This window comes from Acinetobacter sp. Ac_3412 (genome assembly GCF_013072675.1).
GTDB classification, from domain to species: Bacteria; Pseudomonadota; Gammaproteobacteria; order Pseudomonadales; family Moraxellaceae; genus Acinetobacter; species Acinetobacter higginsii.
In genome coordinates, this window is sequence record NZ_LXUJ01000003.1 from 1 (window position 1) to 23,901 (window position 23,901).

General features: G+C 41.8%; 21 protein-coding genes. 14 read left to right on the top strand and 7 right to left on the bottom strand.

The window, feature by feature from the left end:
- Positions 1 to 206: 206 nt before the first annotated feature.
- From A7P54_RS01900 to A7P54_RS01930, 7 genes are all read left to right on the top strand, one after another.
- The gene (locus A7P54_RS01900; protein ID WP_171548490.1) at positions 207 to 1,094 is read left to right on the top strand and encodes a VacJ family lipoprotein; all 888 of its coding nucleotides are present in this window, start codon (positions 207 to 209) and stop codon (positions 1,092 to 1,094) included.
- 130 nt (positions 1,095 to 1,224) lie between these two features.
- Complete coding sequence (gigA, locus tag A7P54_RS01905; protein ID WP_005207100.1) at positions 1,225 to 2,193, top strand: RsbU family protein phosphatase GigA; 969 nt, start codon at positions 1,225 to 1,227, stop codon at positions 2,191 to 2,193.
- Between the two features lie 102 nt (positions 2,194 to 2,295).
- Positions 2,296 to 2,817, top strand: coding sequence for an anti-anti-sigma factor GigB (gene gigB / locus A7P54_RS01910; protein WP_005207099.1), 522 nt, complete (start codon positions 2,296 to 2,298; stop codon positions 2,815 to 2,817).
- 28 nt (positions 2,818 to 2,845) lie between these two features.
- Positions 2,846 to 3,670: a carbon-nitrogen hydrolase family protein gene (locus A7P54_RS01915; protein ID WP_171548491.1), complete on the top strand. Its 825-nt coding sequence runs from the start codon at positions 2,846 to 2,848 to the stop codon at positions 3,668 to 3,670.
- 211 nt (positions 3,671 to 3,881) lie between these two features.
- Positions 3,882 to 4,244, top strand: a complete 363-nt coding sequence (locus tag A7P54_RS01920) for a DUF4951 domain-containing protein (RefSeq protein WP_171548492.1) — start codon at positions 3,882 to 3,884, stop codon at positions 4,242 to 4,244.
- Positions 4,245 to 4,381: 137 nt separating this feature from the next.
- Positions 4,382 to 4,819, top strand: a complete 438-nt coding sequence (locus A7P54_RS01925; RefSeq protein ID WP_171548493.1) for a MarR family transcriptional regulator — start codon at positions 4,382 to 4,384, stop codon at positions 4,817 to 4,819.
- An 87-nt stretch (positions 4,820 to 4,906) separates the two neighbouring features.
- On the top strand, positions 4,907 to 5,341 hold the full coding sequence (locus A7P54_RS01930) for an organic hydroperoxide resistance protein (protein WP_004804511.1): 435 nt from the start codon (positions 4,907 to 4,909) through the stop codon (positions 5,339 to 5,341).
- A 61-nt stretch (positions 5,342 to 5,402) separates the two neighbouring features.
- Here the strand turns inward: A7P54_RS01930 and gspE are convergent, their stop codons facing one another.
- Positions 5,403 to 6,893, bottom strand: a complete 1,491-nt coding sequence (gene gspE / locus A7P54_RS01935; protein WP_004804510.1) for a type II secretion system ATPase GspE — start codon at positions 6,891 to 6,893, stop codon at positions 5,403 to 5,405.
- A 93-nt stretch (positions 6,894 to 6,986) separates the two neighbouring features.
- On the opposite strand from gspE, the gene A7P54_RS01940 reads away from it, so the two are divergent.
- Positions 6,987 to 7,808, top strand: coding sequence for a hypothetical protein (locus A7P54_RS01940; RefSeq protein ID WP_171548494.1), 822 nt, complete (start codon positions 6,987 to 6,989; stop codon positions 7,806 to 7,808).
- A 10-nt stretch (positions 7,809 to 7,818) separates the two neighbouring features.
- Positions 7,819 to 8,736: a mechanosensitive ion channel family protein gene (locus A7P54_RS01945; protein WP_004655618.1), complete on the top strand. Its 918-nt coding sequence runs from the start codon at positions 7,819 to 7,821 to the stop codon at positions 8,734 to 8,736.
- Here A7P54_RS01945 and A7P54_RS01950 read toward each other — a convergent pair.
- Positions 8,733 to 11,588, bottom strand: coding sequence for a DUF2339 domain-containing protein (locus A7P54_RS01950; RefSeq protein WP_171548495.1), 2,856 nt, complete (start codon positions 11,586 to 11,588; stop codon positions 8,733 to 8,735). The two genes, A7P54_RS01945 and A7P54_RS01950, sit on opposite strands and share 4 nt — an antisense overlap.
- A 188-nt stretch (positions 11,589 to 11,776) precedes the next feature.
- Between A7P54_RS01950 and polA the strand changes: the two genes are divergently transcribed.
- Together polA and A7P54_RS01960 are read left to right on the top strand one after the other, a co-directional pair.
- Complete coding sequence (gene polA, locus A7P54_RS01955) at positions 11,777 to 14,542, top strand: DNA polymerase I (protein WP_171548496.1); 2,766 nt, start codon at positions 11,777 to 11,779, stop codon at positions 14,540 to 14,542.
- Positions 14,543 to 14,669: 127 nt separating this feature from the next.
- The gene (locus A7P54_RS01960; RefSeq protein WP_171548497.1) at positions 14,670 to 15,800 is read left to right on the top strand and encodes an acyltransferase; all 1,131 of its coding nucleotides are present in this window, start codon (positions 14,670 to 14,672) and stop codon (positions 15,798 to 15,800) included.
- A 41-nt stretch (positions 15,801 to 15,841) separates the two neighbouring features.
- On the opposite strand, the gene A7P54_RS01965 is transcribed toward A7P54_RS01960, so the two are convergent.
- The 5 genes from A7P54_RS01965 to ppx are packed head-to-tail and all read right to left on the bottom strand — an operon-like array spanning position 15,842 to position 20,972.
- Positions 15,842 to 16,411 carry a YggT family protein gene (locus A7P54_RS01965; protein ID WP_005184711.1) on the bottom strand — a complete coding sequence of 190 codons (570 nt, stop codon included), beginning with the start codon at positions 16,409 to 16,411 and terminating at the stop codon, positions 15,842 to 15,844.
- Positions 16,412 to 16,427: 16 nt separating this feature from the next.
- On the bottom strand, positions 16,428 to 17,267 hold the full coding sequence (gene proC, locus A7P54_RS01970; protein ID WP_004804503.1) for a pyrroline-5-carboxylate reductase: 840 nt from the start codon (positions 17,265 to 17,267) through the stop codon (positions 16,428 to 16,430).
- 3 nt (positions 17,268 to 17,270) lie between these two features.
- Positions 17,271 to 18,662: a tRNA lysidine(34) synthetase TilS gene (tilS, locus tag A7P54_RS01975; RefSeq protein WP_171548498.1), complete on the bottom strand. Its 1,392-nt coding sequence runs from the start codon at positions 18,660 to 18,662 to the stop codon at positions 17,271 to 17,273.
- Entirely contained in the window at positions 18,599 to 19,423 is an 825-nt protein-coding gene (locus A7P54_RS01980) for an acetyl-CoA carboxylase carboxyltransferase subunit alpha (protein WP_005146510.1), read from the bottom strand. The genes tilS and A7P54_RS01980 overlap by 64 nt, the downstream gene beginning before the upstream one ends.
- Before the next feature lie 28 nt (positions 19,424 to 19,451).
- Positions 19,452 to 20,972 carry an exopolyphosphatase gene (ppx, locus tag A7P54_RS01985; protein WP_004804500.1) on the bottom strand — a complete coding sequence of 507 codons (1,521 nt, stop codon included), beginning with the start codon at positions 20,970 to 20,972 and terminating at the stop codon, positions 19,452 to 19,454.
- A 273-nt stretch (positions 20,973 to 21,245) separates the two neighbouring features.
- Between ppx and trxA the strand changes: the two genes are divergently transcribed.
- The 3 genes from trxA (at position 21,246) to A7P54_RS02000 (ending at position 23,825) form a co-directional block, all read left to right on the top strand.
- Positions 21,246 to 21,572: a thioredoxin gene (gene trxA / locus A7P54_RS01990; protein ID WP_004804498.1), complete on the top strand. Its 327-nt coding sequence runs from the start codon at positions 21,246 to 21,248 to the stop codon at positions 21,570 to 21,572.
- A gap of 327 nt (positions 21,573 to 21,899) precedes the next feature.
- A complete protein-coding gene (gene rho / locus A7P54_RS01995) occupies positions 21,900 to 23,168 on the top strand; it encodes a transcription termination factor Rho (RefSeq protein WP_004804496.1) in 1,269 nt (422 codons plus the stop codon).
- A gap of 387 nt (positions 23,169 to 23,555) precedes the next feature.
- The gene (locus A7P54_RS02000; RefSeq protein ID WP_005207085.1) at positions 23,556 to 23,825 is read left to right on the top strand and encodes a hypothetical protein; all 270 of its coding nucleotides are present in this window, start codon (positions 23,556 to 23,558) and stop codon (positions 23,823 to 23,825) included.
- The last annotated feature ends 76 nt before the right edge of the window (positions 23,826 to 23,901 follow it).

Below are 23,901 nucleotides of genomic sequence, written 5' to 3' on the forward strand. Positions count from 1 at the left end.
CATCAGACACAACCCCCTTTTCATTCTTTTTTATTCGAGTGAACATTTTTAAACCAAAATCACAATTTTTCTTATATTTTTCGATCGAATTTGTTTTAATAATAGGAGAACAACTAAACTATATGCTCATCTTTATGTTGCGCGTTCTATGACGCAATCATTTTAATGGCTGTATTATTTCGCTCTAACAGCGATTAAGGACTTATATGCATTACTCAAATTTTATCTTGCTTGGGTTGTTAACTGCTGGAGCATGTTCATCAGTAGTCGCACAAGACACTCCTAGCGATTCAGCCAATCAAGCTAATGCTGTAACAAGCCAAGTCACTGCTGAGCAAAAAACCTCTACGATTCAAGCTATCAAAGATTTAAAACATCTGACCAAAGATGACTTAAAAGTAAATGCGAATGCAGCACAACCTGATTCTGTTAAAGACCCTTTACAACCATTGAATCGCCAAGTCTATGCATTCAATGACATGTTAGACCGTAACTTATTAAAGCCTATTGCAATTCAATATGTTGCTAAAGTGCCAGAACCTGTGCGTAGTCCTTATCGCCAATTTCGCAAAAACTTAGGTGAACCTTGGAATGCAGTTAACCAGTTAATGCAAGGTCGCCCAACGCGCGCCGCAAAAACTTTAGGCCGTTTTACAGTGAATACTTTAACGACTTTGGGTTTTGCTGATCCAGCACGTCGTTTGGGTTTAAGCACTGAAGAGGAAAGTTTTGGTGTGACTCTAGGCTATTATGGTGTTCCATCTGGTCCTTATGTGATGTTGCCTTTCTTTGGTCCAAGTACATTCCGTGATGGTTTTGGTTTAGCCGCCGATAGCTATGGTCGTCCACAAAAATACTTATTAGATGATCATGAAGGTATTTATTGGTCAACCAATGTATTACAGGCAGTTGATGCACGTTCTCAAATTCTTGATATTGAAGAAAGTCTAAAAGGTGACAAGTACGCAATGATTCGTGATTTCTATTTACAACGTAAAGCTTTCCAGATCGCAGAAAAGCGTGGCGACTCAAATGATGTTTCTTTCATTAGCGATGAAGATGACACTGATGACAGCTCTTCCCATGAAAAATGATTAATTTAAAATAATGTTTTACAAACTTATGTATTGCCAGAGAATTTAAACTCTGGCAATACTATATCCAAGGTCATCTTTCATCTATGATGAATTTTAAATGATCATACAAAGGATTGGCTATTCATCTATGTATTTCATACAACCCACGCGTTCCGTACCTTGTTTAGATCAAGCTTTAACTGAGTTACCGAGTTTGCAGATCATTCAAATTGACGATTTGGATTTGTATGATCAAACCATCATTGCAATTGCCGATGTACAAGACTTTTTAAAATATCAGTGGAAACTCCCAACAATTGTACTTGCATTTGAACATGAAGGCACAGCGTTAGCACAAGCATGGGAACAAGGTGCATTAGCAGGTTGGATTTGGGATAGTCTGCCAAAAAATCCGATTCATTCTTTGTTTAAAATAGATGCTCAATACAAACGCAATCAAGATAGCCGAGATCTACCCTCTGCTGCCGAATTACAAAAGCGTCTTTTACCAAATCCAATCGAATTGCCAAATTATCAATTTGAATCCCTTTTTCAACCATCTGCTTATTTATCTGGGGATTGGTATGATTATTGGCGTTTAAATGATGAAGAAGTATTGTTCTATCTGGCTGATGTTTCAGGACATGGCGTCACCAGCAGTTTATTAACCTCATGGATGGCAGCCTTTCATGGCCGTTCAAAAACACCAAGTCAATTGATTCAAAAGCTGAATGCAATGTTGGTGCAAGAGAATATTGAAAAACACATTACCATGGTGGCTGGGATATTAAACTTAGTCACCCATGAAGTGCGTTGGTCAAGTGCAGGACATTACCCTCCCCCCATTATTTTTGAACCGAATCAACCGCCTCAGATTTTAACGACCAGCAGCTTTCCACTTGGCCTGACTGAAGAGCTTGAAGTCGAAGAACACCACTGTAAATTAAGTCGCCATGCGCGGTTCATTTTATGCTCTGATGGTGCCTTGGAACCATTTGATGGTGGTCTGAACGATCAGTTTAATCAATTGGTCGAACATCTTCAAAATGACTCATTCAAAGCCCCTGAACATGTAGCAGATGACATTGCAATTTTGAGCATATGCCGAATGAATTAACAATAAAATCAATACCTTAATTAAATCACACTCTCCAACCACTTGTGTCTCCAATATCACTATGGGATAATTTCATATCCTTTCTCTGAAAATGGCATTTATATGTCAACAGGTCATGTTGAATATGCAAGTTTGAACGGAACGCATATTTTCAAGCTTATTGGCGAAGTGCGTGCTCACTCTTGTATAAGTCTAGACAAACTACTCAATCGAATTGAACAACAGCAAAATGTTGTTGGTGCAATCGTTGACTTAACCGAAACCACGTTTATTGACAGTACTGTTTTAGGTATATTGGCAAAACTAGGTTTAAAGCTTAAGCAAGTTCATCACATACAAGCCGTTATGCTCTCGACAAATCCAGATATTACAACCTTGGCCAATAGCATGGGGCTTGGGCAAGTATTTGTGATTTTAAACTACTGTGGTGATCCAAGTGTATGTACATTGGAGCTTACAGAAGAGCAAGTGACGCATAGCGCAATGCTCAACACTGTGCTCGATGCACACAAAACACTGATGCACTTGAACGAAAACAACCAAAATATGTTTGAACCATTGGTTAAGCAATTGCAAAAAGAGCAAGATTGCTTAAATCTCGACGTACAAAAACAAAATGCTTGATCGTTAAACTCAGTATCGTGATCTCCCTATGACCTTACTTTCTGTTGCGCAGATGAATTCTCAAAATGACATTGAAGCAAACTTCGATGTCATCGAATCATTACTTCAACAAAGTAAGGCTCAAGGCGCTGAGCTGATTGTTTTCCCCGAGAATTTTGTTTGCTTTGCTGCAGGTAAGCAGCGCGAAACTGCAGCACAATTCGAAGCAATTCAAGCACGCTTAGAACAATTAGCGCATCGTTATCAAATCTGGATTGTTGCAGGTACACTCCCATGCCCTTTCCGTCCAGATGGCTCGGTCATTCAAGATGGTCGTGTTCGCACGGTCAGCTTATGTATTAGTCCTGAAAGGACTGAAGCACGTTATGATAAAATCCACTTGTTTGATGTACAAGTTGGTGATGCTGTAGGTGGTTATCAGGAATCTAAATTCTTTGAACCAGGCGATCAAGTGGTGGTTGCCAAAACTCCTTTTGGCAATATCGGACTCATGGTCTGTTATGACTTACGCTTTCCTGAACTTGCTTTAAGTCTGCGTCAACAAGGTGCAGATATTTTAACGGCTCCTGCGGCATTTACTTACACCACAGGTCAGCTTCACTGGCAACTGTTACTACAAGCACGCGCCATGGACAGCCAGTGTTATGTCTTAGGCGCCGCTCAGCAAGGCTGGCACGGCGAACAGCGTCAAACTTGGGGACATGCAGGTATTACGGATAGTCGTGGACAACTGTTGCAAAGTATCGATACAGATGGACACGGTTTAATTAGCACAGCATTTGATCTTGAGACACAAAACAAACTTCGTCTTGCAATGCCGTTAATGCAGCACCGTAAGATTATTGCCTATTAACTCCCTCTTCATCTTTACACCACTTTCAACACACTGCTGTACAAAATACAAACACATAAGATCAATCTGACTGCAATGATCAACTTTTATAAATGCCTGATCTATAGAATCATGATTTAATACAAATTATTGATCATAGTAGAACAAAGTCAGCCAATTTTGGGCTAGCTATGATGTAACATCATCCGTTAATTCTTATTAAGTTTTATACATGTTTAGATTTATTGTTATTTTCTTTTTTTTGGGGATGGCTGTACAACTTCACGCGACATCTGTGGATGTAGATGGTGATGAATCAACTCAATCATCTCGTGTTTTGTCTACGCCGCAAAACTTATCACTCAATGCTTTTGGGCAATGGATTATTGGCTGGGGAACAGGTGCTGAAGGCGCAAGGCAGAGATTAGACAATATTCAACGTGAAGACGTTATGGTCATTAAACAAAAAGGCACAACCTTAGAAATGATCAAAGCATGGCAGCAACATTTTGAACTTGAAGCTCAAAATAATCTCAATAACCCCACCGCGCGTTACCGAGCAAGATTGATGAAAAAAATTGCTGAACTTTGGTAATTGTCAATTTAAGTGAGCGATAGAAAGCATAAGTTTTTACAGCTTGTGCTTTTTCATTTGAATTGATACTGAAACTACTTAGGTAATCGATTAGACCAAGATATACTGCATCTATTCAATTATTATTTGAGGACTGCATGGGCGAAGAACATCCGCAACTGTTATTAGATAATCAGTTATGTTTTCTGATTTATTCGACCAATCTTGCATTGAATCAGGTTTATCGCCAATTACTCGCACCACTTGGCTTAACCTATCCACAATATCTAGTGATGTTAGTCCTATGGGAAAAAGATCGGCTCACCGTCTCGGAGATTGGTGATCGTTTATTCTTAGAGTCTTCAACATTGACCCCGCTCCTTAAAAAACTTGAAATAGCTGAACTCATTACCCGCACACGATCCAGCAAAGATGAACGCCAAGTGATTATTACCCTGACCCCACAAGGTCAAGCTTTACAATTACAAGCGACTGATATTCCAAACCAACTGGCTCAAGCCGCCTCGTGTACACCTGCAACCTTATCCGAGTTGAAAGCGCAACTTTCAGAACTGCGTACTAACCTAAACAAATAAGTTTAAAATTTACACAACAGCAACTTGCTTTTTAATTTATATCGTGTACGATTTAATTGTACTCAATATTATTTAGGAATAATAATCATGTCTTTAGAACAAGTCGTTTATCGTGCAAAAGCGAAAGCAACAGGTGGTCGTGATGGTCGTGCAACGTCCTCTGACGGTGTTTTAGATGTGCAATTAGGAGTGCCAAAAGAAATGGGCGGTGCAGGTGGCGCAGTCACTAATCCAGAACAATTGTTTGCTGCTGGCTATTCTGCATGTTTCTTAGGTGCAATGAAGTTTGTAGCGAATCGCGATAAATTTAAAATTAGCAAAGATGCCTATGTTGAAGGTGAAGTCGGCATTGGTCCGATTCCAAATGGTTTTGGTATTGAAGTGACCTTGAATGTGTATTTAATTGGAATGGAACAAGCAGAAGCAGAGCAATTGGTTGCGGCTGCACATATCGTTTGCCCTTATTCAAATGCAACACGTAACAATATCGACGTTACTTTCAATATCGTGACGACTGCATAATCCGAATACTCAAACAAAAACAGCATGGTTAAACCATGCTGTTTTTTATTCGTGAATCGATTTATTCTTCCGCAGCTTCATTGGTGACACGAAGTACTTCTTCTAATGTGGTTTTTCCAGCCAATACTTTAAGTAAACCATCATCACGAATCGATGCAGCATGACGACGTGCATAATTTTCCAATTCATACTCAGCGGCATTGCCATGAATCAAACGGCGCATCGATTCATCGACTGGTACAATTTCATAAATTGCGGTTCGCCCACTAAAACCAACGTGTGAACATTTTTCACAACCATGTGGTTCAGGCAATTCCATATGTTCATCAACTTTGAGATGCTGAAATACTTGTCGCTCAAAATCATCAGCCTTACGCCACGTGACACAATGCGGACATAAAGTGCGAACCAGACGCTGCGCAATCACCCCAATTAGTGAACTAGCAAGTAAGAACGGTTCAATTCCCATATCTTTTAGACGTGTTACCGCACCAATTGCCGTATTAGTATGCAGTGTGGATAACACCAAGTGACCAGTCAAAGAGGCTTGTACTGCAATTTCCGCAGTTTCCAAGTCACGAATCTCCCCGACCATCACCACATCTGGATCTTGACGCAACATCGCCTTGAGCGCACGTGCGAAGGTCATATCCACTTTGGTATTGACCTGTGTTTGACCAATACCTTCCAATTGATATTCAATCGGATCTTCGGCAGTCAAAATATTACGCGTATGGTCATTCAAATCTGACAATGCTGCATACAAGGTGGTGGTTTTACCTGAACCCGTTGGACCTGTCACCAAGATAATGCCATGTGGTCGATGAACCAGTTGCGTTAAACGATCATAGTCATTTTGCATCAAGCCCAAATGAGTCATGTTCAAGCGTCCCGCTTGCTTGTCCAGCAAACGCATGACCACACGTTCGCCATGCGAAGACGGTAAAGTTGAGACCCGCACATCCACTTCACGCCCTGCGAGACGTAATGAAATACGACCATCTTGTGGAACACGCTTTTCCGCAATATCCAGTTTCGCCATAACTTTGATACGTGACACCAACAATGGCGCTAATTCACGGCGTGGCTGAACAATTTCACGTAGTTGACCATCGACACGTAAACGTACCGAGAGTTTTTTCTCAAAGGCTTCAATATGAATATCGGAGGCACTGACACGAATCGCTTCGGACAATAAAGCATTGATTAAGCGAACAATCGGTGCATCATCTTCCTGATCCATCAAGTCTTCCGCTTCAGGTACTTGATCCGCCAAACTCAATAAATCTGGATGATCTTCTAAGCCTGCTGCAACCTGCTGCGACTCCCCAGTATCCCCTGCATAACTGGAACTCAGTAAGGCATGAAACTCTTGATCAGTACAAAGTTGATCATGAGCTGATTTCCCCAAAATTCGACGAGCTTCCTGCAAAGCAATACGCGCGGTGTCCTTGCGTCGTACAATAAAAACTTGATCGCCTTCATAACGTAACAAAACGCCATGTCGTTTAGCGAAACTATAAGGAATTTGTATTTGTTTAAGTATTTGCATCACACAAATAATGATAAAAGAAAGCAGTGAGTGTACTCTAAGCAGATTACAGCGTGAAGTCTGTTTAGCATACTCACACAGGAATTTTGCATCTTGTCTCAAAATAATCAATATCAAGCTCCCCATTCTGACGCTCTGAAATGGTGGGGCGAACAACAATTCGAAATTCAACAGGCCAAAGCGTGGCAATTCGGTTCATTGCTCTTTCGTCTCACCCGCGGCATCAAAGAATGGCGTTTGGAATATCATCGCCCTCAATTTCAGTATGACTATGAGCAGCAGTGGCGAATATTGAATGATATCGAATTTGCCATGCCGCCTCCGGCAAAAATCGAACGCTATATGTTCCACAAGACCAATGGTACCTTCCATTTAATGCCGCGGTTGGCGGATCGCTCAGTGGTGATTCGACCTGTTGACCCGATTTATATTCCTGCGGGTCAGCGTGGCACCCTGTATATCAGTACCCCCTTGTGGATTGCGGGTTTGGTTGACGGTCTTTCTGAACCTCTATTTGATATTCCCGTGATTCAACCGAAAGATACTTGGTTTGGTAAAGACCCACAAAATGGTGAGATTTGCTACGCGACCTCTGTAGATGGTCGTATTGATTTGAATCTCCTCAAACCGCGTGCTTTCCGTGCGGTGACCCCGATTGAATTCCACAACACCAGTCACCATCAACTGCGTTTTGATCGCATGAATGTACCCGTCCCTGCACTGCCATTATTTTATAGCGAAAGTACAGGCCGTTTATGGACCTCACAAATCAAAGTCTATTATGAGGGTACTGATCATCCAGCGCGTATTCGTATTGAAAATAAGACTCCAACCCAAGCGGGTGAAGTCACCTATGTGCATCCCCCTCGTGCACCAGGCAGTACTTTATTCAATATGTTTGATTCATTTTTTTAAGGGGGTCGCGATGCCAAATTCGAATATTCCCAAAGATGTTGCCGGCAGCCTAACCAGTGTTTTCACCAACATTAACTTTGAGCGACTCAGTGAAATCGTGGTCGCCATTATTTTATGTTTTATCGGCTTCCTGATTGCACGTTTGGTTTCAAATGCCTTTATTCGCACGGTAGGTAGCCGCTTTAATGCGCATCAGCGTTTGTTATGGCGTCGGGGTATTTTTTACTTCATCTTCTTGCTATTCATTATGACCAGCCTCAGAGAAGCTGGTTTTAAACTCAGTGTGTTTTTGGGTGCAGCCGGGATCTTAACCGTTGCCTTAGGTTTTGCCTCACAAACCTCTGCCAGCAACTTGATCAGTGGTCTATTCTTGATTGGTGAAGGCTCATTTGAAGTCGGTGATACCATTCAAATTACCTTAATTCGAGGTCAAACCATCGAAGGTGAAGTGATTTCAATTGATTTACTCTCGGTGAAACTGCTCACACTGGACAATGTTTATATTCGTTTGCCGAATGAACAACTTATCCGAACCCCTGTGATGAACTTATCCAAATACCCGATACGGCGTATTCCAATCACTTTGGCAATTAACTTTCACGAAGACATTATTAAAGTGCGACATGTTCTATTAGAAGTGGCAGCCAAATACCCGCTGGTGATGGATGACCCCAAAGCCACGGTCACAGTGACAGCGTTTAGAGAATCATCCATTGAGCTTCTATTCGCGGTATGGTGTCGTCAGGAAAACTCGCTCAAAGTACGCGATGAAATGCAGGAACGCATCCGCAATGGCTTCTTGGAAAATGAGATTGAGATTCCTGTACCGAAGATGGGCCTGATTGACCGGCCCCTGCCCTTAGAGAATGATGAAGTTGATCAATATGCCAATCAAAAAGAACTCAAAAAGGAACAGAAAGAGAGTTAACTCTCTTTCTGAGTCTGTTCTATCGCAGGAGGTAAAGGTGCCAGATAAGCAATCACTAGCATGACAGCCCCCGAACCAATAAATGAAATCACACGGGTTAAGGTGCCGCTTTGCGATAGATCCAATAACAACAGTTTCGCTACCACAATGGCTAACAAGGCCGCACCAACAAACCAGATTTGTCGGATGTGGCGGCGGCTGGAAAAAGTCATCAGAATAAAGGCCAAAATCACCCATAGCAGTGTCAAACTCAGTTGCACATCGCCATTCGACCAGATTGCTGTCCCCCAGAATGGTGTGCCCAGATAATGGTGCATGGCACGTACCACCACACTGCTCAATACCAATAAGCCAATCAAAATGGTGGTGACTTTAAAGCCCCATTCCATCGAGCGCTCTGCACTAAAGTCATGCTGATAAATGATCCAGATCAGGCCTGCAAACACCAGTAAAGACAAAAGATCGGTAGGATTGAATAGCGGTAAAGCATAATACTGTTCAGCCGAATACGGATCTAGACTGACCAAGACGAGCCACAACAAACTAAGACACCAAACAGGAGGCTGATGTAACAGCTGAGTATTTTTGGTCGCTAGTAAAAATATTGTAAAAACTACTGGAATTATGGCAAATCCAATCAATGGCATAATTGGGAAAAAAGCCAAACCTATAATCGCTAAATTGAGCCAAAAAATTGTTGCCCAAATCCCAAATCTACGCTGATCAACATTAATAACAATAGAAGCCAAAATAATCGTTGCCACAGAAAACTTTGCTTGCTGTAAACCTGTTGGCCAATGTAATTGCTGATAAATATTTACAGCGAAACTTTCAACATAAGCCAACGCAACCAGTGCACCAACAAATAATAGCTGCAAAGCATCCCACGAAGTTTTTGCATAACGTTTTACAATGAGACTAAAAACTGCAAGTAATCCACTTGCAACCATTAGATAAGGGCTCAAACCATGCCCTTGCCAATGCCTAAACTCAACCCAAGCGATTGCACCAGCATACATTCCCAAGGTAAGAAAAACGCCACTCAACATTTTGGCGCTAAAATATTTTTCCACTTGCTGATAGCTGAGTAAATAAAATGCCGAAATAAATTGAGCAAGCGCAAAAATCGCGGTACTTAAAATTGGAAAATGATCGTTTGACCACACTTGGAACAGCAGCGCCACTGAACTTAATAACACCAGTGCCACACCAACATAACGGCTTAAACGATATCGCTCGGTCACGCCCCAGACAATCAGTGCAGTTCCCTGAATTACCCAACCTGTTGAAGTCCAATGCGCCCCTTTGGCCAATGGGAAAATCAACGCAACGAAGACCACAGCAAGAATAAAGAAACTTTTTGCCAAAATTGATAATTGTGGATGCTGGCGTTTAATCCAGATATTTAAACTGATATAGACAATCGCGAGTGCAACCGCTCCCCAAGTGAGTGCTGAAGTCGAGTTATGCATTAAATAAGCATGTAGCGAAAAGCCCAGTACAGGAACACTAAAAATCAGACCTACATCTAAAATAGGTTGTAAACGCTCAGGGGGCTGAGCTGTTTGTTGCTGCTCATTCTGAGCTCGCAACATCAATTGGCTATAACGAATACTCAGCCAGATAAATAAAGCAATATGCAGCCAGAGAATGATATCCAAGGTATCAAACTGTGCAGTTTTTGCATAAATCCCGATAGTCGAACCACCAATAAACATGGTGGCGAAGAAAGCAATTTGATGCAGAATTTTCCAGGGTTGAATAAAATTCAACGCTGCCACGGCTAAGTTAATGACAAAGTAATAGCCAAACAAGAAAATCACATCAGGATGGTTTTGTGGAATGACCAACGGAGCTAGATAGGCCATGGTCAATGCCAACATGGCTAGATACAAAGCGTGTTGTTTTAAGCTTAAGTAAACGGTCGCCAATAATAAAATCACAAATAAAATACTAGCCGTGATTAAGCTGGCAATCACTGCAAAATGGTGTGAAAAAATTAAGGTCAAGAATACAACTGCTAGACCGACACCTTGTAGAGCCACCGCAAATAATTGATTTTTCTTTTGCAGTAAATATCCTGCAACAGTAGTCGCAATCCCAGCAATCGTAATAAAGCCCAGTTTCACACCTAAGCTAAGTTGCCAATGTTCACTGGCAAAACGTAAGAGTAAAATCACACCGACCATTAAAATGGCGACAGCAACACGGAGAATCGGATTGCCATGTATCATCCAGTCCAATGCAGGCTGCCACCAAGCAGGTTGTTTGGACTCAGAAGAATGAGCAGCAGAGGTAGAGTTCTCAAGTATTGGACTTTGAACTGATTCAGGTCGAGCCTGCATCCAAGCTGGCTGCTGCTGTTCCACAATTGCAGAGTTTGAAGCTGTCGTTTCAACCCATTCAGCAGATTGACCAATACTTGAGGTTTGTTGTTGTGGCTGAATAGAAATATCTGGATTGAGTGATTGTGTTGCAACCTGCTCTAAATGCAGCAATCGGGTTTGAAAAGCACTGATGGTTTGGATCAAACACAACAACAAAACCAATAAAGCGCCACCCGCCAACCACATCCATGTATTGGCATAGGCAAATAGTGCGACGAGTGCTGCGCCATATATCACAATTTTTTGTACGCCAATACCAGCCCCTAATGCAGAATAGCTCGGTGCAGCTTGTTCGAGTTGAAGCAAACGCCGATGAATTTCAGACAGAATGTGCACAATTACAACGGTCAGGCCGATTGCAGCGGCGACAATCGTCCCTTGCCATTTAAAGGCAATTGCACAAGCGAGCAATACAGTCAGCGCAATTAAAACAATGACGATTCCCTGTTTGTCTTTTTTATACATAGACTTATATCAATTATGATAGCTTCATTGCCGTCATCTTACTTGATCACTAGATAAGCAGGTATTGTTACATACAAAATACTGCAAATTTTCAACGACACAGCTAGCCGTACTCTTCCACGTTCAGATAAGACAGCCACGGCTTTTTCACGTAAAATACCAATTAATTTATAATTAGGATTTGCGCAATGCCACCTTTTGTCTTGGTAGACGGGTCTTATTTCTTGTTTCGTGCTTTTCACGCCTTACCACCATTAACCACGTCGACTGGCTTACATACCAATGCAATACGTGGTGCAATTTCAGCGATCCAAAAACTGATGCGTCGCACTCAGCCTACCCATATGGCTGTGATTTTTGATACGCCAGAACCAACCTTCCGTCATAAATTATCTCCAATCTACAAAGGTGATCGCCCAAGCATGCCTGAGGAGTTATCTCAACAGATTCCTTATTTACATGCGTTGATCAAAGCGCAAGGTATTCCTTTGTATTTTCTCGCAGGTGCAGAAGCGGATGACATTATTGGGACTTTAACCAAGCGTGCCTTGGCAGAAGGTCATCATGTTCTCATCTCGACGGGCGACAAAGACATGGCGCAGTTGGTCAATGAACATGTCAAACTTGAAGATAGCTTCAAAGAGCGTGTGTTGGATGAAGCGGGTGTTTTTGAAAAGTTTGGTGTACATCCAAATCAAATTATCGATTACCTTACCCTGATGGGCGATGCGTCTGACGGGATCATGGGCGTTCCGGGTGTTGGCGCAAAAACAGCGGCGAAGCTGCTAAATGAATACGGCACATTGAACAATATTATTGCCAATGCTGATCAGCTTAAAGGCAAACTCAGCCAGAATATTAAAGATAATGTAGACAACATCAAAGTTGATCATCAACTTGCCAGTATTGTCTGTGATCTCGATCTTGCCTTAGATTGGCACGACCTTAAACTCGCCAATCCTAATGTGGATCAACTCCGCGAGCTCTATACTGAACTAGAATTCCGTAATCAGTTACAGTCGCTGGATCACCCCAACAATCCAAATAGCTCTGCTTATCAACAAACCTCGCAAAGTATTGCCAAAGCTGAACAAAAAGCAGAACCTGTGGTTGCTGAGGATCACGCCAATCTGTCTAGCCAAGATGATCAACTCGGTAATGCGACTTATCATACGGTATTGAACCAACAAGATTGGGATGCCTTATTGCAGCGTATGCAGCAAGCCGATCATTTTGCGATTGATACAGAAACCACCAACCTCGATTATCGTGTAGCGGAACTGGTGGGTTTCTCTGTCGCATTTGATGCCAAAGATGCCTATTACGTTCCTGTTGCACATGATTATGAAGGTGCCCCTGAGCAACTGAATCGTGAACAGCTTCTCGCTCAGATCAAACCGATTCTTGAAAATGAACAAGTACGGAAAATTGGTCATCATCTCAAATATGATGCGCATATCTTTGCCAATCACGGTATCACCATTCAAGGCTGGTATTTCGATACCATGCTCGCTTCATATGTATTGAATGCTGCGGCAACGCGACATGGTATGGATGATGTCGCTCGACTTTATCTCAGTCATTTGACCACGACTTTTGAACAGATCGCTGGTAAAGGCGCAAAGCAAAAAACCTTTAATCAAATCGAACTTGAAGTCGCAGCACATTATGCAGCCGAAGATGCGCATGTCACTTATCGTTTGTATGAAGTACTCGCAGCAAAACTGAAAGCCCATCCGGAACTGGTCAATATTCTGCATAATATTGAAATGCCTGTTGCTCGAGTGCTCACAGGCATGGAAGAAGATGGCATTAAGCTCGATCATCAATTCCTCGATCAACTCAGTGTCGAGTTTTCAGAAACCATTCAAACGCTGGAAGCTCAAGCAGCAGAACTAGCAGGTGAAGCCTTTAATGTTGCCTCACCAAAGCAAGTCGGTGAAGTCCTGTTTGAAAAGCTAGGACTCAAAGGGGGTAAGAAAACTGCAACAGGTCAATACAGTACCAGTGAAAGTATTTTAGAGAAAATCGAACATCCATTGGCTGAAGTCATTTTGGAACATCGTGGCTTGGCAAAACTCAAAAATACCTACACCGATCGCCTGATTGAACAATCGCATGACACGACACATCGTGTACATACCAGCTATCATCAAGCTTTAACTGCAACAGGTCGCTTGTCTTCAACCGATCCAAACCTGCAAAACATTCCAATTCGGACTCCGATTGGGCGTCAAATTCGTAAAGCCTTTATTGCACCTGAGGGCCGAGTGTTACTCGCAGCCGATTATTCGCAAATTGAACTGCGTTTGATGGCACATTTCTCTCAAGATGATGCCTTAGTCCATGCCTTCCAACAGGGTCAGGACGTGCATCGCCGTACCGCATCTGAAGTGCTTGGCATTGCCATTGAAGATGTGACCAATGACCAACGTCGCCAAGCCAAAGCGGTTAACTTTGGTCTGCTCTATGGTATGTCTGAATTTGGTTTAACCCGTCAGCTTGGCTTTAGCCGTGAAGAGTCACGTAGCTATATCGCACGTTACTTCCAGCGTTATCCGGGCGTATTGGATTATATGGAACGTACGCGTCAGATTGCACGTGAACAAGGTTTTGTTGAAACCATTTTAGGTCGTCGTCTATACACACCAGACATTATGGCAAGCAATAAAATGATCAAACAAGCAGCTGAACGCGCGGCAATCAATGCACCTTTACAAGGCAGTGCGGCGGATATTATTAAACTTGCCATGATTGCAGTGGATAAAATGCTACCTAAAGATCAAGCTAAGCTGTTATTACAAGTGCACGATGAACTTGTGTTTGAAGTGGATGCTGCGATTGCAGATGAACTGTCCAAGCAGATTGCTGAAGTGATGCAATCGGTATTAGAAATTTCAGTGCCGTTTGTGGTTGAAGTTGGGCAAGGTCCAAACTGGGATGCTGCCCACTAAGCCATCCACACACTCGAAGAACAAAATGTTTCTTGCAGACAGGGGATAAACTCCCCTGCGCTACAAGAAAACTGAAAATAAAGAATATCTGATAAAAATTAATTCGTATAGGAGAAAGGAATGCAATATGTCCTTTAATCAAGTTCAATTTAAGCGCTTTCACTCTATTGATTCATTACGCTGTATTTCAATCTTTTTGGTTTTACTGCATCACTTCAATATCCCTTATAAGCTCTTTGACACCTCGATCAATTTTCAGATTTTTGGTGAAAACATCACCACGCTTTTAGCCCGCAATGGTAACTATGGTGTCACCATGTTCTTTGTCATCTCGGGCTACCTGATCACCTCACACACCATCAAACGCTGGGGTACATTACATCAAATCAATACGCGAGACTTTTATATTTCACGATTTGCTCGCATCATGCCAACCTTGATTCTGCTGATCTGTCTGGTCAATCTCTTCGGTGCATTTGAGCTTAAACCTTTTATGACTCAGGCACCCAATGGCATTGTCGTCGCTCAGTCAACAGTTAACCTAGCAGCACTGACCTTTTGGATGAACATCCTGATTATTGAAAATGGTTGGGTCAACTACGCGCTTGGCGTGTTATGGTCTTTATCTGTGGAAGAAGTGTTTTATCTACTTTTCCCATTGACAGCACTGCTATTTAAGAAGAAGCCCTACTTTCTATTTGTTTGTTTCGCGCTGATTCTATTCGCGCCGTATTTTAGATATTTACATTATGGTGAGGAAAGTGGTGCATACCTCTACCATTACTTCTCTAGTTTTGATGGAATTGCCTTTGGCTGTATTGCAGCACTGATTGCACCGCAATTTAAGCTGCAAGCCGAAACTTGGTTAGGGTTGAAATACCTTGCCATTGCGACCATGTTCATCATCTATTTTTCTGCACCGATTAAACAAAACTGTATTTGGGGCGTTAGCCTATTTGCACTTGCGACAGCGATCGTGATTGTTGCGAATGTGGCAAATGAACACAGCACCACGCAGACACAGCGGTTTAAGTGGTTACAGGAGATTGGCAAGAATAGTTATGAAATTTATTTATTCCACCTGATTATTTTAGGTTTTTTTAAACTGTTTTATACGCCAGCAGTCACAGAAGGCAACATTAAACTGATCTTATTATTGGTCTATTTTGTCCTTGCGATTGGGCTAGGTGCTTTCATTGCACGCTATTTCTCCAATCCACTCAATCGAGCCATACGGCAACGTTTGATCAAGAAATAAAAAATGGGCATAACGCCCATTTTTTATTGAATCAGATTGGCTTAAAGACCAGTTAATAGCACTTTAGCTGCTTCATTCATCAGAATCTCAGCCACGTACAAAGCCAAGAACGCCAAAATTGGAGACAAATCAATCATCCCCATATTCGGCAATAAGCGACGGAATGGTGCAAGCAATGGTTCAGCCAATTCTTGAATCACTTCAATATAAGGCGAGCGCGACTGCGTAAACATCACTACCCAACTTAAAATGATCGTTGCAAAAATCAAATAACGACAGAAACGAATCAAATCTTGAATCATGGTCACAAATGTCGTGATCACTAGATACACCGCACTATGTGGCATCTGCCCAGACAAATACATCAGACCAAACATTTTCAATAAATACAGCACCACCAACAAAGCAACTGCCGCTAAATTGACACGGCCTTTACCAATCGTCGGGAAAATGCGGCTAAACACATCCACAATCTTGGTGGCTTTCACGGTTGAAAGCACCACAGGATTGTATGGACTGACTGCTGCCAATTGCATTAAAAAACGGAAAAAGACCAATAAAATTGCAACATTGATCAAAACACCAAAAATTAGCGCAGAACTTGCACCCATAATTGTCTTATCCTACTTAAACCGATTTAGTCTTGTCACTCAACTCTTGCGCTAGCTCTTGGCTACGCTTCTGAGCTGCTGCAAGCGCTGCTTGAATATTTTGTGAAATCTGCGCACGATCAAACACCTCTAAAGCTGCTTGCGTTGTACCATTTGGAGAGGTCACATTTTTACGTAATTCTGCTGGAGAATTTGAGCTGGTAATCGCCATTTGTGCCGCACCCAAAGCTGTTTGCAAGGTCAATGCCGTCGCCACTTTTTCATCGAGTCCCAAGTTTTTGCCAGCACGAATCATACTTTCCATCAAATAGAAAAAGTATGCTGGGCCAGAACCAGAGACTGCGGTTACTGCATCAATTTGAGCTTCGCTCTCCACCCAAATGGTTAAACCCGTCGCCGCTAAAATTTGACTGGTTAACTCACGATCTTGAGCATTTACCGCTTCAGATGCATAAATGCCATGTGCACCTGTTTGTACCAATGCTGGCGTATTTGGCATGACACGGACAATACGTTGACTACCACCAATTAAATCTGAAATCGTTTGAATTTCAGCACCCGCAATAATTGAGATCACAAGTTTATCTGACAATAAACCTTTTAATGGTTGTAATACCGTTGCCAAAACTTGGGGTTTGACCGCCAATACCACAACGTCCGCATTTTTAATTGCGTCCACATTGTCTGTTGTGGTTTGAATATTTTTTTCTTCTAAGATGTGACGAATTTGTTCTACAGGATCAGAAACTGTAATGCGCGTTGTGGGTAAACCACGAGATAGCAACCCACCAATCAAGGCCTGTGCCATGTTGCCGCCGCCAATAAAACAAATATTTTGGTTCAATGTTGTCGCCATGTCCTACTCATCATACGAAAAAGACTGCTGAAAAACGTCATTACAGTCAGAAATTAAACTTGGTTGCCAACCGCCCTGCTCTAAATAATCAGATTGCGCCAACCAAAAACCCTTTGGGCTAAAAACCCCAAGCATAACATTATCTACGACTAATATTTGAATTGTATGACGTAACCAAGGCAAAATCTGTAGCTCTTGAATGGCTTTTTTCAGAGGCCAATGTCCAACACGACCATAAAGATGAATTTTTTCACCCCCCTGTCGTTTAAGCAACCTTAACTCTCGCCCTAAAAGCCGAGATGAAAGACCAATCTTTTGAGTTTTAATCTTAAATTGTCCAGCCGCAACATTGATGATTTCACCCATATCAAACTGTTGTGACAACGTATCTGGAAAGGAAAATAATTTTTCTGCGTACAGCTCATCGTGGGTCAAACGATATAACGTCTTCTGATAGCGAACGAAATAATGTTGATTGATATGTAAGGTTGCCTGCGCATCTGGCTTTGCAAGAATGACCTCATGCTGCAATCGCTGCACCATCTCATAACTTGGTCGATATTGATCCGCTCCCTTCATCCAAGTCGATAACAATTGACGTTGCCGTGCAGCCGAGAGCTGCTGCAACTCGATCAGATCAAGTACACGATCGGTCGCACAGTGTTGCCAATCCTTCTGCAATACTTCATCCAGTATTTCCGCAGCATCCTGCATCAAAGAACTGGTCCGTGCTACAGCTGCCTGCATTCTGGGGAAGCGTTTTTGTAAGACATCCCATAATTCTTCTCGACACCACGCCCGATCGTAGTGCGTATCATGATTAGTTGGGTCTGTCACATAGGCAAAACCAAGTTGCTGCGACCATTGTTCAATTTGCTCGCGACTCACATCTAAAAATGGTCGCCAAATGGTCATATCTTGACGAATATCAATTTGCTGCATCGCAGCTAATCCATGCACGCCTGCTCCAGAAAACAAGCGTAATAATAGCGTCTCAGCCTGATCCTGCTGATGATGGGCCAAAACTAAAATTTCATTGGATTGTAAATGCTGTTGATACGCTTGATAACGCGCTTGACGCGCTTGCTGTTCCAAATTGCCTGTCGCAACGTCTACTTGCTGGATAATACACGGGATATTTAAGGCATCTGACTGCTGCTTTACAACACGACCCCATTCGGCACTCATTGCTTGTAGTTGATGATCAACATAAATCGCACGGGTTTGAGTCGGAAAAAGTTCAGACATTAGAAACAGCAACAGCATGGAATCCATGCCGCCGCTACACCCAATCAAGAATTGAGTTTGTTCAGAAAAATGCTGTGTTTGTGCTAAGACGCGATGCCTAAATTGCTGCTGCCAAACTTCATTAAACGTTGATAACGTGCGTCGCATCGTTCTTGTGCATCCATCGGTTGCAATTCATCTAAAGCTTGTTTTAACACATCTTTCAAATCATGCATGACTTTTTCAGGCTGCAAGTGTGCACCATCACCTTCATCCACAACATATTCAACAATGCCTAAAGCTTGAAGTTTATCTGCAGTTAGAGAAAGTGCTTCACTCGCTTGTGCTGCTTTATCTGCGGTTTTCCATAGAATAGACGCACAACCTTCAGGTGAAATCACCGAATAAATACTGTGTGACAGCATAATCACACGATCGGCTACACCAATACCGAGAGCACCACCTGAACCGCCTTCACCAAGAATCGTGGCAATCACAGGCACTTTTAAACTTGAAAGTTGTGCCAAGCTGGTTGCAATCGCTTCTGCTTGACCACGTTCTTCAGCCCCTACACCAGGATATGCACCCATGGTATCGACGAAAGTAAATACAGGTAAATTGAAACGCTCAGCCATATCGAGTAAACGTTGTGATTTACGATATCCTTCTGGATTACACATCCCAAAGTTATGCTGTAGTTTTTCACGTGTGCTGCGACCACGATGTTGACCAACGACCATCACAGGTTGTCCGTCAAAACGTGCCAAACCACCGATCATGGCACCATCATCACCAAATAAACGGTCGCCGTGAAGTGCATCAAATTCAGTAAAAATTTCACTGACATAATCTAGAAATTGCGGACGCTCAGGGTGTCGTGCAATTTGAACCGTAGCCCAAGCCTTGGACTGAGTCGCTTTATTTTTCATAAGTCAAGAATGGTCCATAATAATATGGTTAATCAACAAATTTGTCTGACTGAATATTTAACTCAATGTCCCAGTGCTTAAATTGCACCTGCTCATCATGCAGGTCTGCAACCAATAAAGGCCATTGTTTAGCATCGCCAGAAACGCTGAGTTGCCATTGTTGATCATTTACAACACTCAGTTCAATGGCAGGAAGCATCTGATCACTACGACTATGGTTCAGTAAAACTGCAAGACGAAGTAATAAGCAAAGGTAGATTAAATGACTACCACCGACCTTTAAAACGTCATTTTTTGCATCTGCACGTAACTTACGACGATGGTGTGAAACCAAGTGTGAAAGATGATTTTGATCAATTTGTGAGAAACCCGGAATATCCGAATGTTGCAATAAATATGCCCCATGACGGTGATAACCACCATGGCTAATCGCTAAACCGATTTCATGCAGATAAGCTGCACGACGTAGTAAGTCACTGTCTTCAGTCGTTAAATTTAACGCATCGGCAACACCATCAAACAACTCTTGTGCCGTATTGACCACCCGTTCAGCTTGTTTGGGATCTGCGTTATAACGTCCCATAAGTGCTTGCACACTGCGGTCACGAATATCTTCATGCTTAAAACGACCGAGCAAGTCATACATCACGCCTTCACGTAATGCACCGTCAGAATATGCCAATTTGTCGATATCTAAGACTTCAAAAATGGCATACAAAATCGCAAGGCCGGCTGGCAAAACTGCTCGACGGTCTTCACGTAGACCTTCAAAATCAATTTCAGAAATATGTTTAAATTTGAGCAAACGATCTTTTAATTTATATAAACCATCACGGGTCAGGTTTTCTTGCTCATCACTTAAACCGAGATTAACCGCAATCTGACGACAGGCTTTAATGGTTCCGCTTGATCCGACGACGGTATCCCACCCCACAGATTTATAAGTATTGGCAATAGCGGACATTTCTTTGCGTGCAGCAACCACGGCTTTATCAAATGCTTTGCTGGTAATTTCACCATCAGGGAAATAGGTTTTACTATAGGCCACACAGCCCATTTGTAAGGATTCGGTATGCAGTGGTTCAAATTCCTCACCGATGATAAACTCGGTTGAACCACCACCAATATCCACGACTAAACGTCGACCACCATTGGCCATGGTATGTGAAACGCCCAAATAAATCAGACGCGCTTCTTCACGACCCGCAATAATTTCAATCGGTTTCGGTAAAATTTCGGCTGCTTTTTGGATAAATTCGTGGCCATTTTTTGCTTGTCTTAACGCATTGGTTGCCACGATACGTAAACGATTCGGTTGTACTGAGCTCAAACGCCCAACAAAACGGGCTAAACATGCCAGTCCACGCTGTTGCGCGGCTTCGGTTAAATTCTTATTTTCATCAAGCCCAGCTGCTAACTGTACTTTTTCTGACATTGAAGCAACTTTCTTAACTTCACCGTGATCAACACGAGCGATTGCCAGATGGAAACTATTCGATCCCATATCAATCGCAGCAAGTAATTCTTCATCAATCAGAAAATCAGACATTATTCATATAAACCCATGCTCAATTCACGCATTAGAGTAATTCACATGCTTACAATTTTAAAGTCATTTTAAGCAATAAAAGTACTGTATTTGCGCTTTTACTTAATAAATGATTGTAGAAGTCGATGATCAACATCGTGAGCATCCATTAGACTTTTCGTTTTCAAACTTGAATAATCAGAACAAACCCTTACATTGAGTAAAGTAGCAATGTAATATTCATCGTGATGATGATTAAATTCGCACTTTATTTCTTAAATTTGGAGCAACCTCATGTCTGCGACTATTGTTAATACAACTGATGCAAACTTCCAAGCAGATGTTTTAGATGCTGAAACTCCTGTACTTGTTGATTTCTGGGCTGGCTGGTGTGCACCTTGTAAAGCAATTGCACCTGTTCTTGAAGATCTATCAACTGAATATGCCGGAAAAGTAAAAATCGTTAAAGTTGACGTGACTGCATGTGAAGATACTGCTGTAAAATATAACATTCGTAATATCCCAGCATTATTGATGTTTAAAAATGGCGAAGTTGTTGCTCAACAAGTTGGCGCAGCGCCGCGTTCAAAACTTGCAGCATTCATTGACCAAAACATCTAATTCGATTGTCACACGGTCAATACAAGAAATACGCGATTGATTGAATCGCGTATTTCTTAGTAAAAATTGACAATTTACTTGATTTCCTCTATATTTCTGGATCAAGAAGCTTTGAATGGAATCTACTTCATTGCGCTTCTTACAAGACAAAACATAAGATCGCCGCTCGGCAATAACAATTGTTTTCACATTTCTCTCTGAAACAATGAACCAGACTACTGAATCGTGGTTGTGTAAATACAATTACCTCAGCATGTATGTATGCGGTCGATTTTTTATTCTTTCCCTAACGTAGTCCTCCACTTATTCCATTCTGTCTGACCACTTATGAACTTAACTGAACTCAAGAAAAAACCCATTGGCGAACTCATTAAAATTGCGGAGTTTATGGGCCTTGAAGGCATGGCACGTAACCGTAAACAAGATATTATTTTTGCCATTTTAAAACGCCACGCCATGAACGGCGAAGAAATCTTTGGTGATGGTGTTCTCGAAATTCTTTCTGATGGTTTTGGCTTCTTACGCTCTGCTGCTGGCTCATATCTAGCAGGACCAGATGACATTTATGTCAGCCCATCACAAATTCGCCGCTTTAATTTACGTACCGGTGATACGATTACTGGCACAATTCGTCCACCGAAAGAAGGTGAACGTTATTTTGCTTTATTAAAAGTAAACCAAATTAACTACGATACGCCTGAAAACTCACGTAATAAAATTCTATTTGAAAACCTTACCCCATTATTCCCAACTGAACAGTTGGTGATGGAATTGGGTAACGGTACAACAGAAGACTTAACCTCTCGTGTTGTCGATCTTGTCGCGCCAATTGGTAAAGGTCAACGTTCTATTATTGTTGCGCCGCCAAAAGCGGGTAAAACAATGTTATTACAAACCATTGCGCAATCGATTGTCCGTAATAATCCAGAAGTTTTCTTAATTGTACTTCTAATTGACGAACGTCCTGAAGAAGTCACCGAAATGGAACGTACTGTTCGTGGTGAAGTTATTGCATCTACATTTGATGAAGCACCTGCCCGCCACGTTCAAGTTGCTGAAATGGTGATCGAGAAAGCGAAACGTCTAGTTGAACACAAAAAAGATGTTGTGATTCTCCTTGACTCGATTACTCGTCTTGCACGTGCTTACAATACTGTAGTGCCTTCATCAGGCAAGGTATTGACTGGTGGTGTAGACGCACATGCTTTAGAACGTCCAAAACGTTTCTTCGGTGCTGCACGTAATATTGAAGAAGGTGGTTCACTCACCATTATTTCTACTGCTTTGATTGAAACTGGCAGTAAAATGGATGATGTGATCTATGAAGAGTTTAAAGGTACAGGTAACCAAGAGATTACCCTTGATCGTCGTATTGCAGAGAAACGTGTATTCCCTGCAATGAATATCAAGAAATCTGGTACTCGCCGTGAAGAACGCCTCATGAGCGAAGAGAATCTTCGTAAAGTTTGGATTCTACGCAAGTTATTACATCCGATGGATGAGCTTGCGGCGATGGAATTCTTATTAGATCGTATGAAAGAAACCAAAACCAATGATGACTTCTTCGATCAAATGAAACGAAAGGCATCGACTTAAAGTCCAAAGAAAAAGCTACCTTAATGGTAGCTTTTTTTATTTGGTTGACACGCTTACAGAATATTTACACATTCTTCTAAAAATCATGAAAATAACCAATCTATTGATTTATAAGTTTATATTTAAAAATTGATATTATTTTTTTTCAATTTACCGATTCAAATCATATAACTCATAGTTATTTTCTATCAAAAAATAGCCAAATTCTGCCCATTTTTGTCGTTTTGTTGGACAGAACAGTAGTAATTCATGAATTGCTTTGATAGGATAGCTACAGACCAGTTAGGCTGCTCCCTGCGTTGTTACCTAAAGCGTTTAGGAATAATAAAAGCACAAACAGACTAGCTCAGGTTTTTTTTAATCTCACAATTTTATGAGAGTGATGCCATGTTATTCAAAAAATTCGCTGTTGTTGCTGCTATTGCTACTACTTTAGCTTTCGTTGGTTGCTCTAAGAAAGAAGAAGCGCCAGCTACTGACGCTACTGCTGCTGCATCTGAAGCTGTAGAAGCTGCTTCTGAAGCTGTAGAAGCTGTTGATGCTGCTGCTTCTGAAGCTGTTGCTACTACTGAAGCTGCTGCTTCTGACGTTGCTGCTGCTGCTTCTGACGTTGCTGCTACTGAAGCTGCTCCTGCTGAAGCTTCTGCTGCTCAATAATCTAGTTTTAGATTATCGAAAAAAAGAGAACCTTACGGTTCTCTTTTTTTATGCCTAACATTTCTATAAATAAAAG

Bases quoted from the DNA above. Each gene is read 5' to 3' on its own strand.
- A7P54_RS01920 (WP_171548492.1), top strand. From the start codon at position 3,882: ATGTTTAGATTTATTGTTATTTTCTTTTTTTTGGGGATGGCTGTACAA.
- A7P54_RS02000 (WP_005207085.1), top strand. From the start codon at position 23,556: ATGTTATTCAAAAAATTCGCTGTTGTTGCTGCTATTGCTACTACTTTA.
- tilS (WP_171548498.1), bottom strand. From the start codon at position 18,662: ATGCGACGCACGTTATCAACGTTTAATGAAGTTTGGCAGCAGCAATTT.
- ppx (WP_004804500.1), bottom strand. From the start codon at position 20,972: ATGTCTGATTTTCTGATTGATGAAGAATTACTTGCTGCGATTGATATG.
- gigB (WP_005207099.1), top strand. From the start codon at position 2,296: ATGTCAACAGGTCATGTTGAATATGCAAGTTTGAACGGAACGCATATT.
- A7P54_RS01960 (WP_171548497.1), top strand. From the start codon at position 14,670: ATGTCCTTTAATCAAGTTCAATTTAAGCGCTTTCACTCTATTGATTCA.
- A7P54_RS01900 (WP_171548490.1), top strand. From the start codon at position 207: ATGCATTACTCAAATTTTATCTTGCTTGGGTTGTTAACTGCTGGAGCA.
- A7P54_RS01980 (WP_005146510.1), bottom strand. From the start codon at position 19,423: ATGAAAAATAAAGCGACTCAGTCCAAGGCTTGGGCTACGGTTCAAATT.
- proC (WP_004804503.1), bottom strand. From the start codon at position 17,267: ATGGCGACAACATTGAACCAAAATATTTGTTTTATTGGCGGCGGCAAC.
- polA (WP_171548496.1), top strand. From the start codon at position 11,777: ATGCCACCTTTTGTCTTGGTAGACGGGTCTTATTTCTTGTTTCGTGCT.
- A7P54_RS01945 (WP_004655618.1), top strand. From the start codon at position 7,819: ATGCCAAATTCGAATATTCCCAAAGATGTTGCCGGCAGCCTAACCAGT.
- A7P54_RS01925 (WP_171548493.1), top strand. From the start codon at position 4,382: ATGGGCGAAGAACATCCGCAACTGTTATTAGATAATCAGTTATGTTTT.
- rho (WP_004804496.1), top strand. From the start codon at position 21,900: ATGAACTTAACTGAACTCAAGAAAAAACCCATTGGCGAACTCATTAAA.
- gigA (WP_005207100.1), top strand. From the start codon at position 1,225: ATGTATTTCATACAACCCACGCGTTCCGTACCTTGTTTAGATCAAGCT.
- A7P54_RS01930 (WP_004804511.1), top strand. From the start codon at position 4,907: ATGTCTTTAGAACAAGTCGTTTATCGTGCAAAAGCGAAAGCAACAGGT.
- trxA (WP_004804498.1), top strand. From the start codon at position 21,246: ATGTCTGCGACTATTGTTAATACAACTGATGCAAACTTCCAAGCAGAT.
- A7P54_RS01915 (WP_171548491.1), top strand. From the start codon at position 2,846: ATGACCTTACTTTCTGTTGCGCAGATGAATTCTCAAAATGACATTGAA.
- A7P54_RS01965 (WP_005184711.1), bottom strand. From the start codon at position 16,411: ATGGGTGCAAGTTCTGCGCTAATTTTTGGTGTTTTGATCAATGTTGCA.
- gspE (WP_004804510.1), bottom strand. From the start codon at position 6,893: ATGCAAATACTTAAACAAATACAAATTCCTTATAGTTTCGCTAAACGA.
- A7P54_RS01950 (WP_171548495.1), bottom strand. From the start codon at position 11,588: ATGTATAAAAAAGACAAACAGGGAATCGTCATTGTTTTAATTGCGCTG.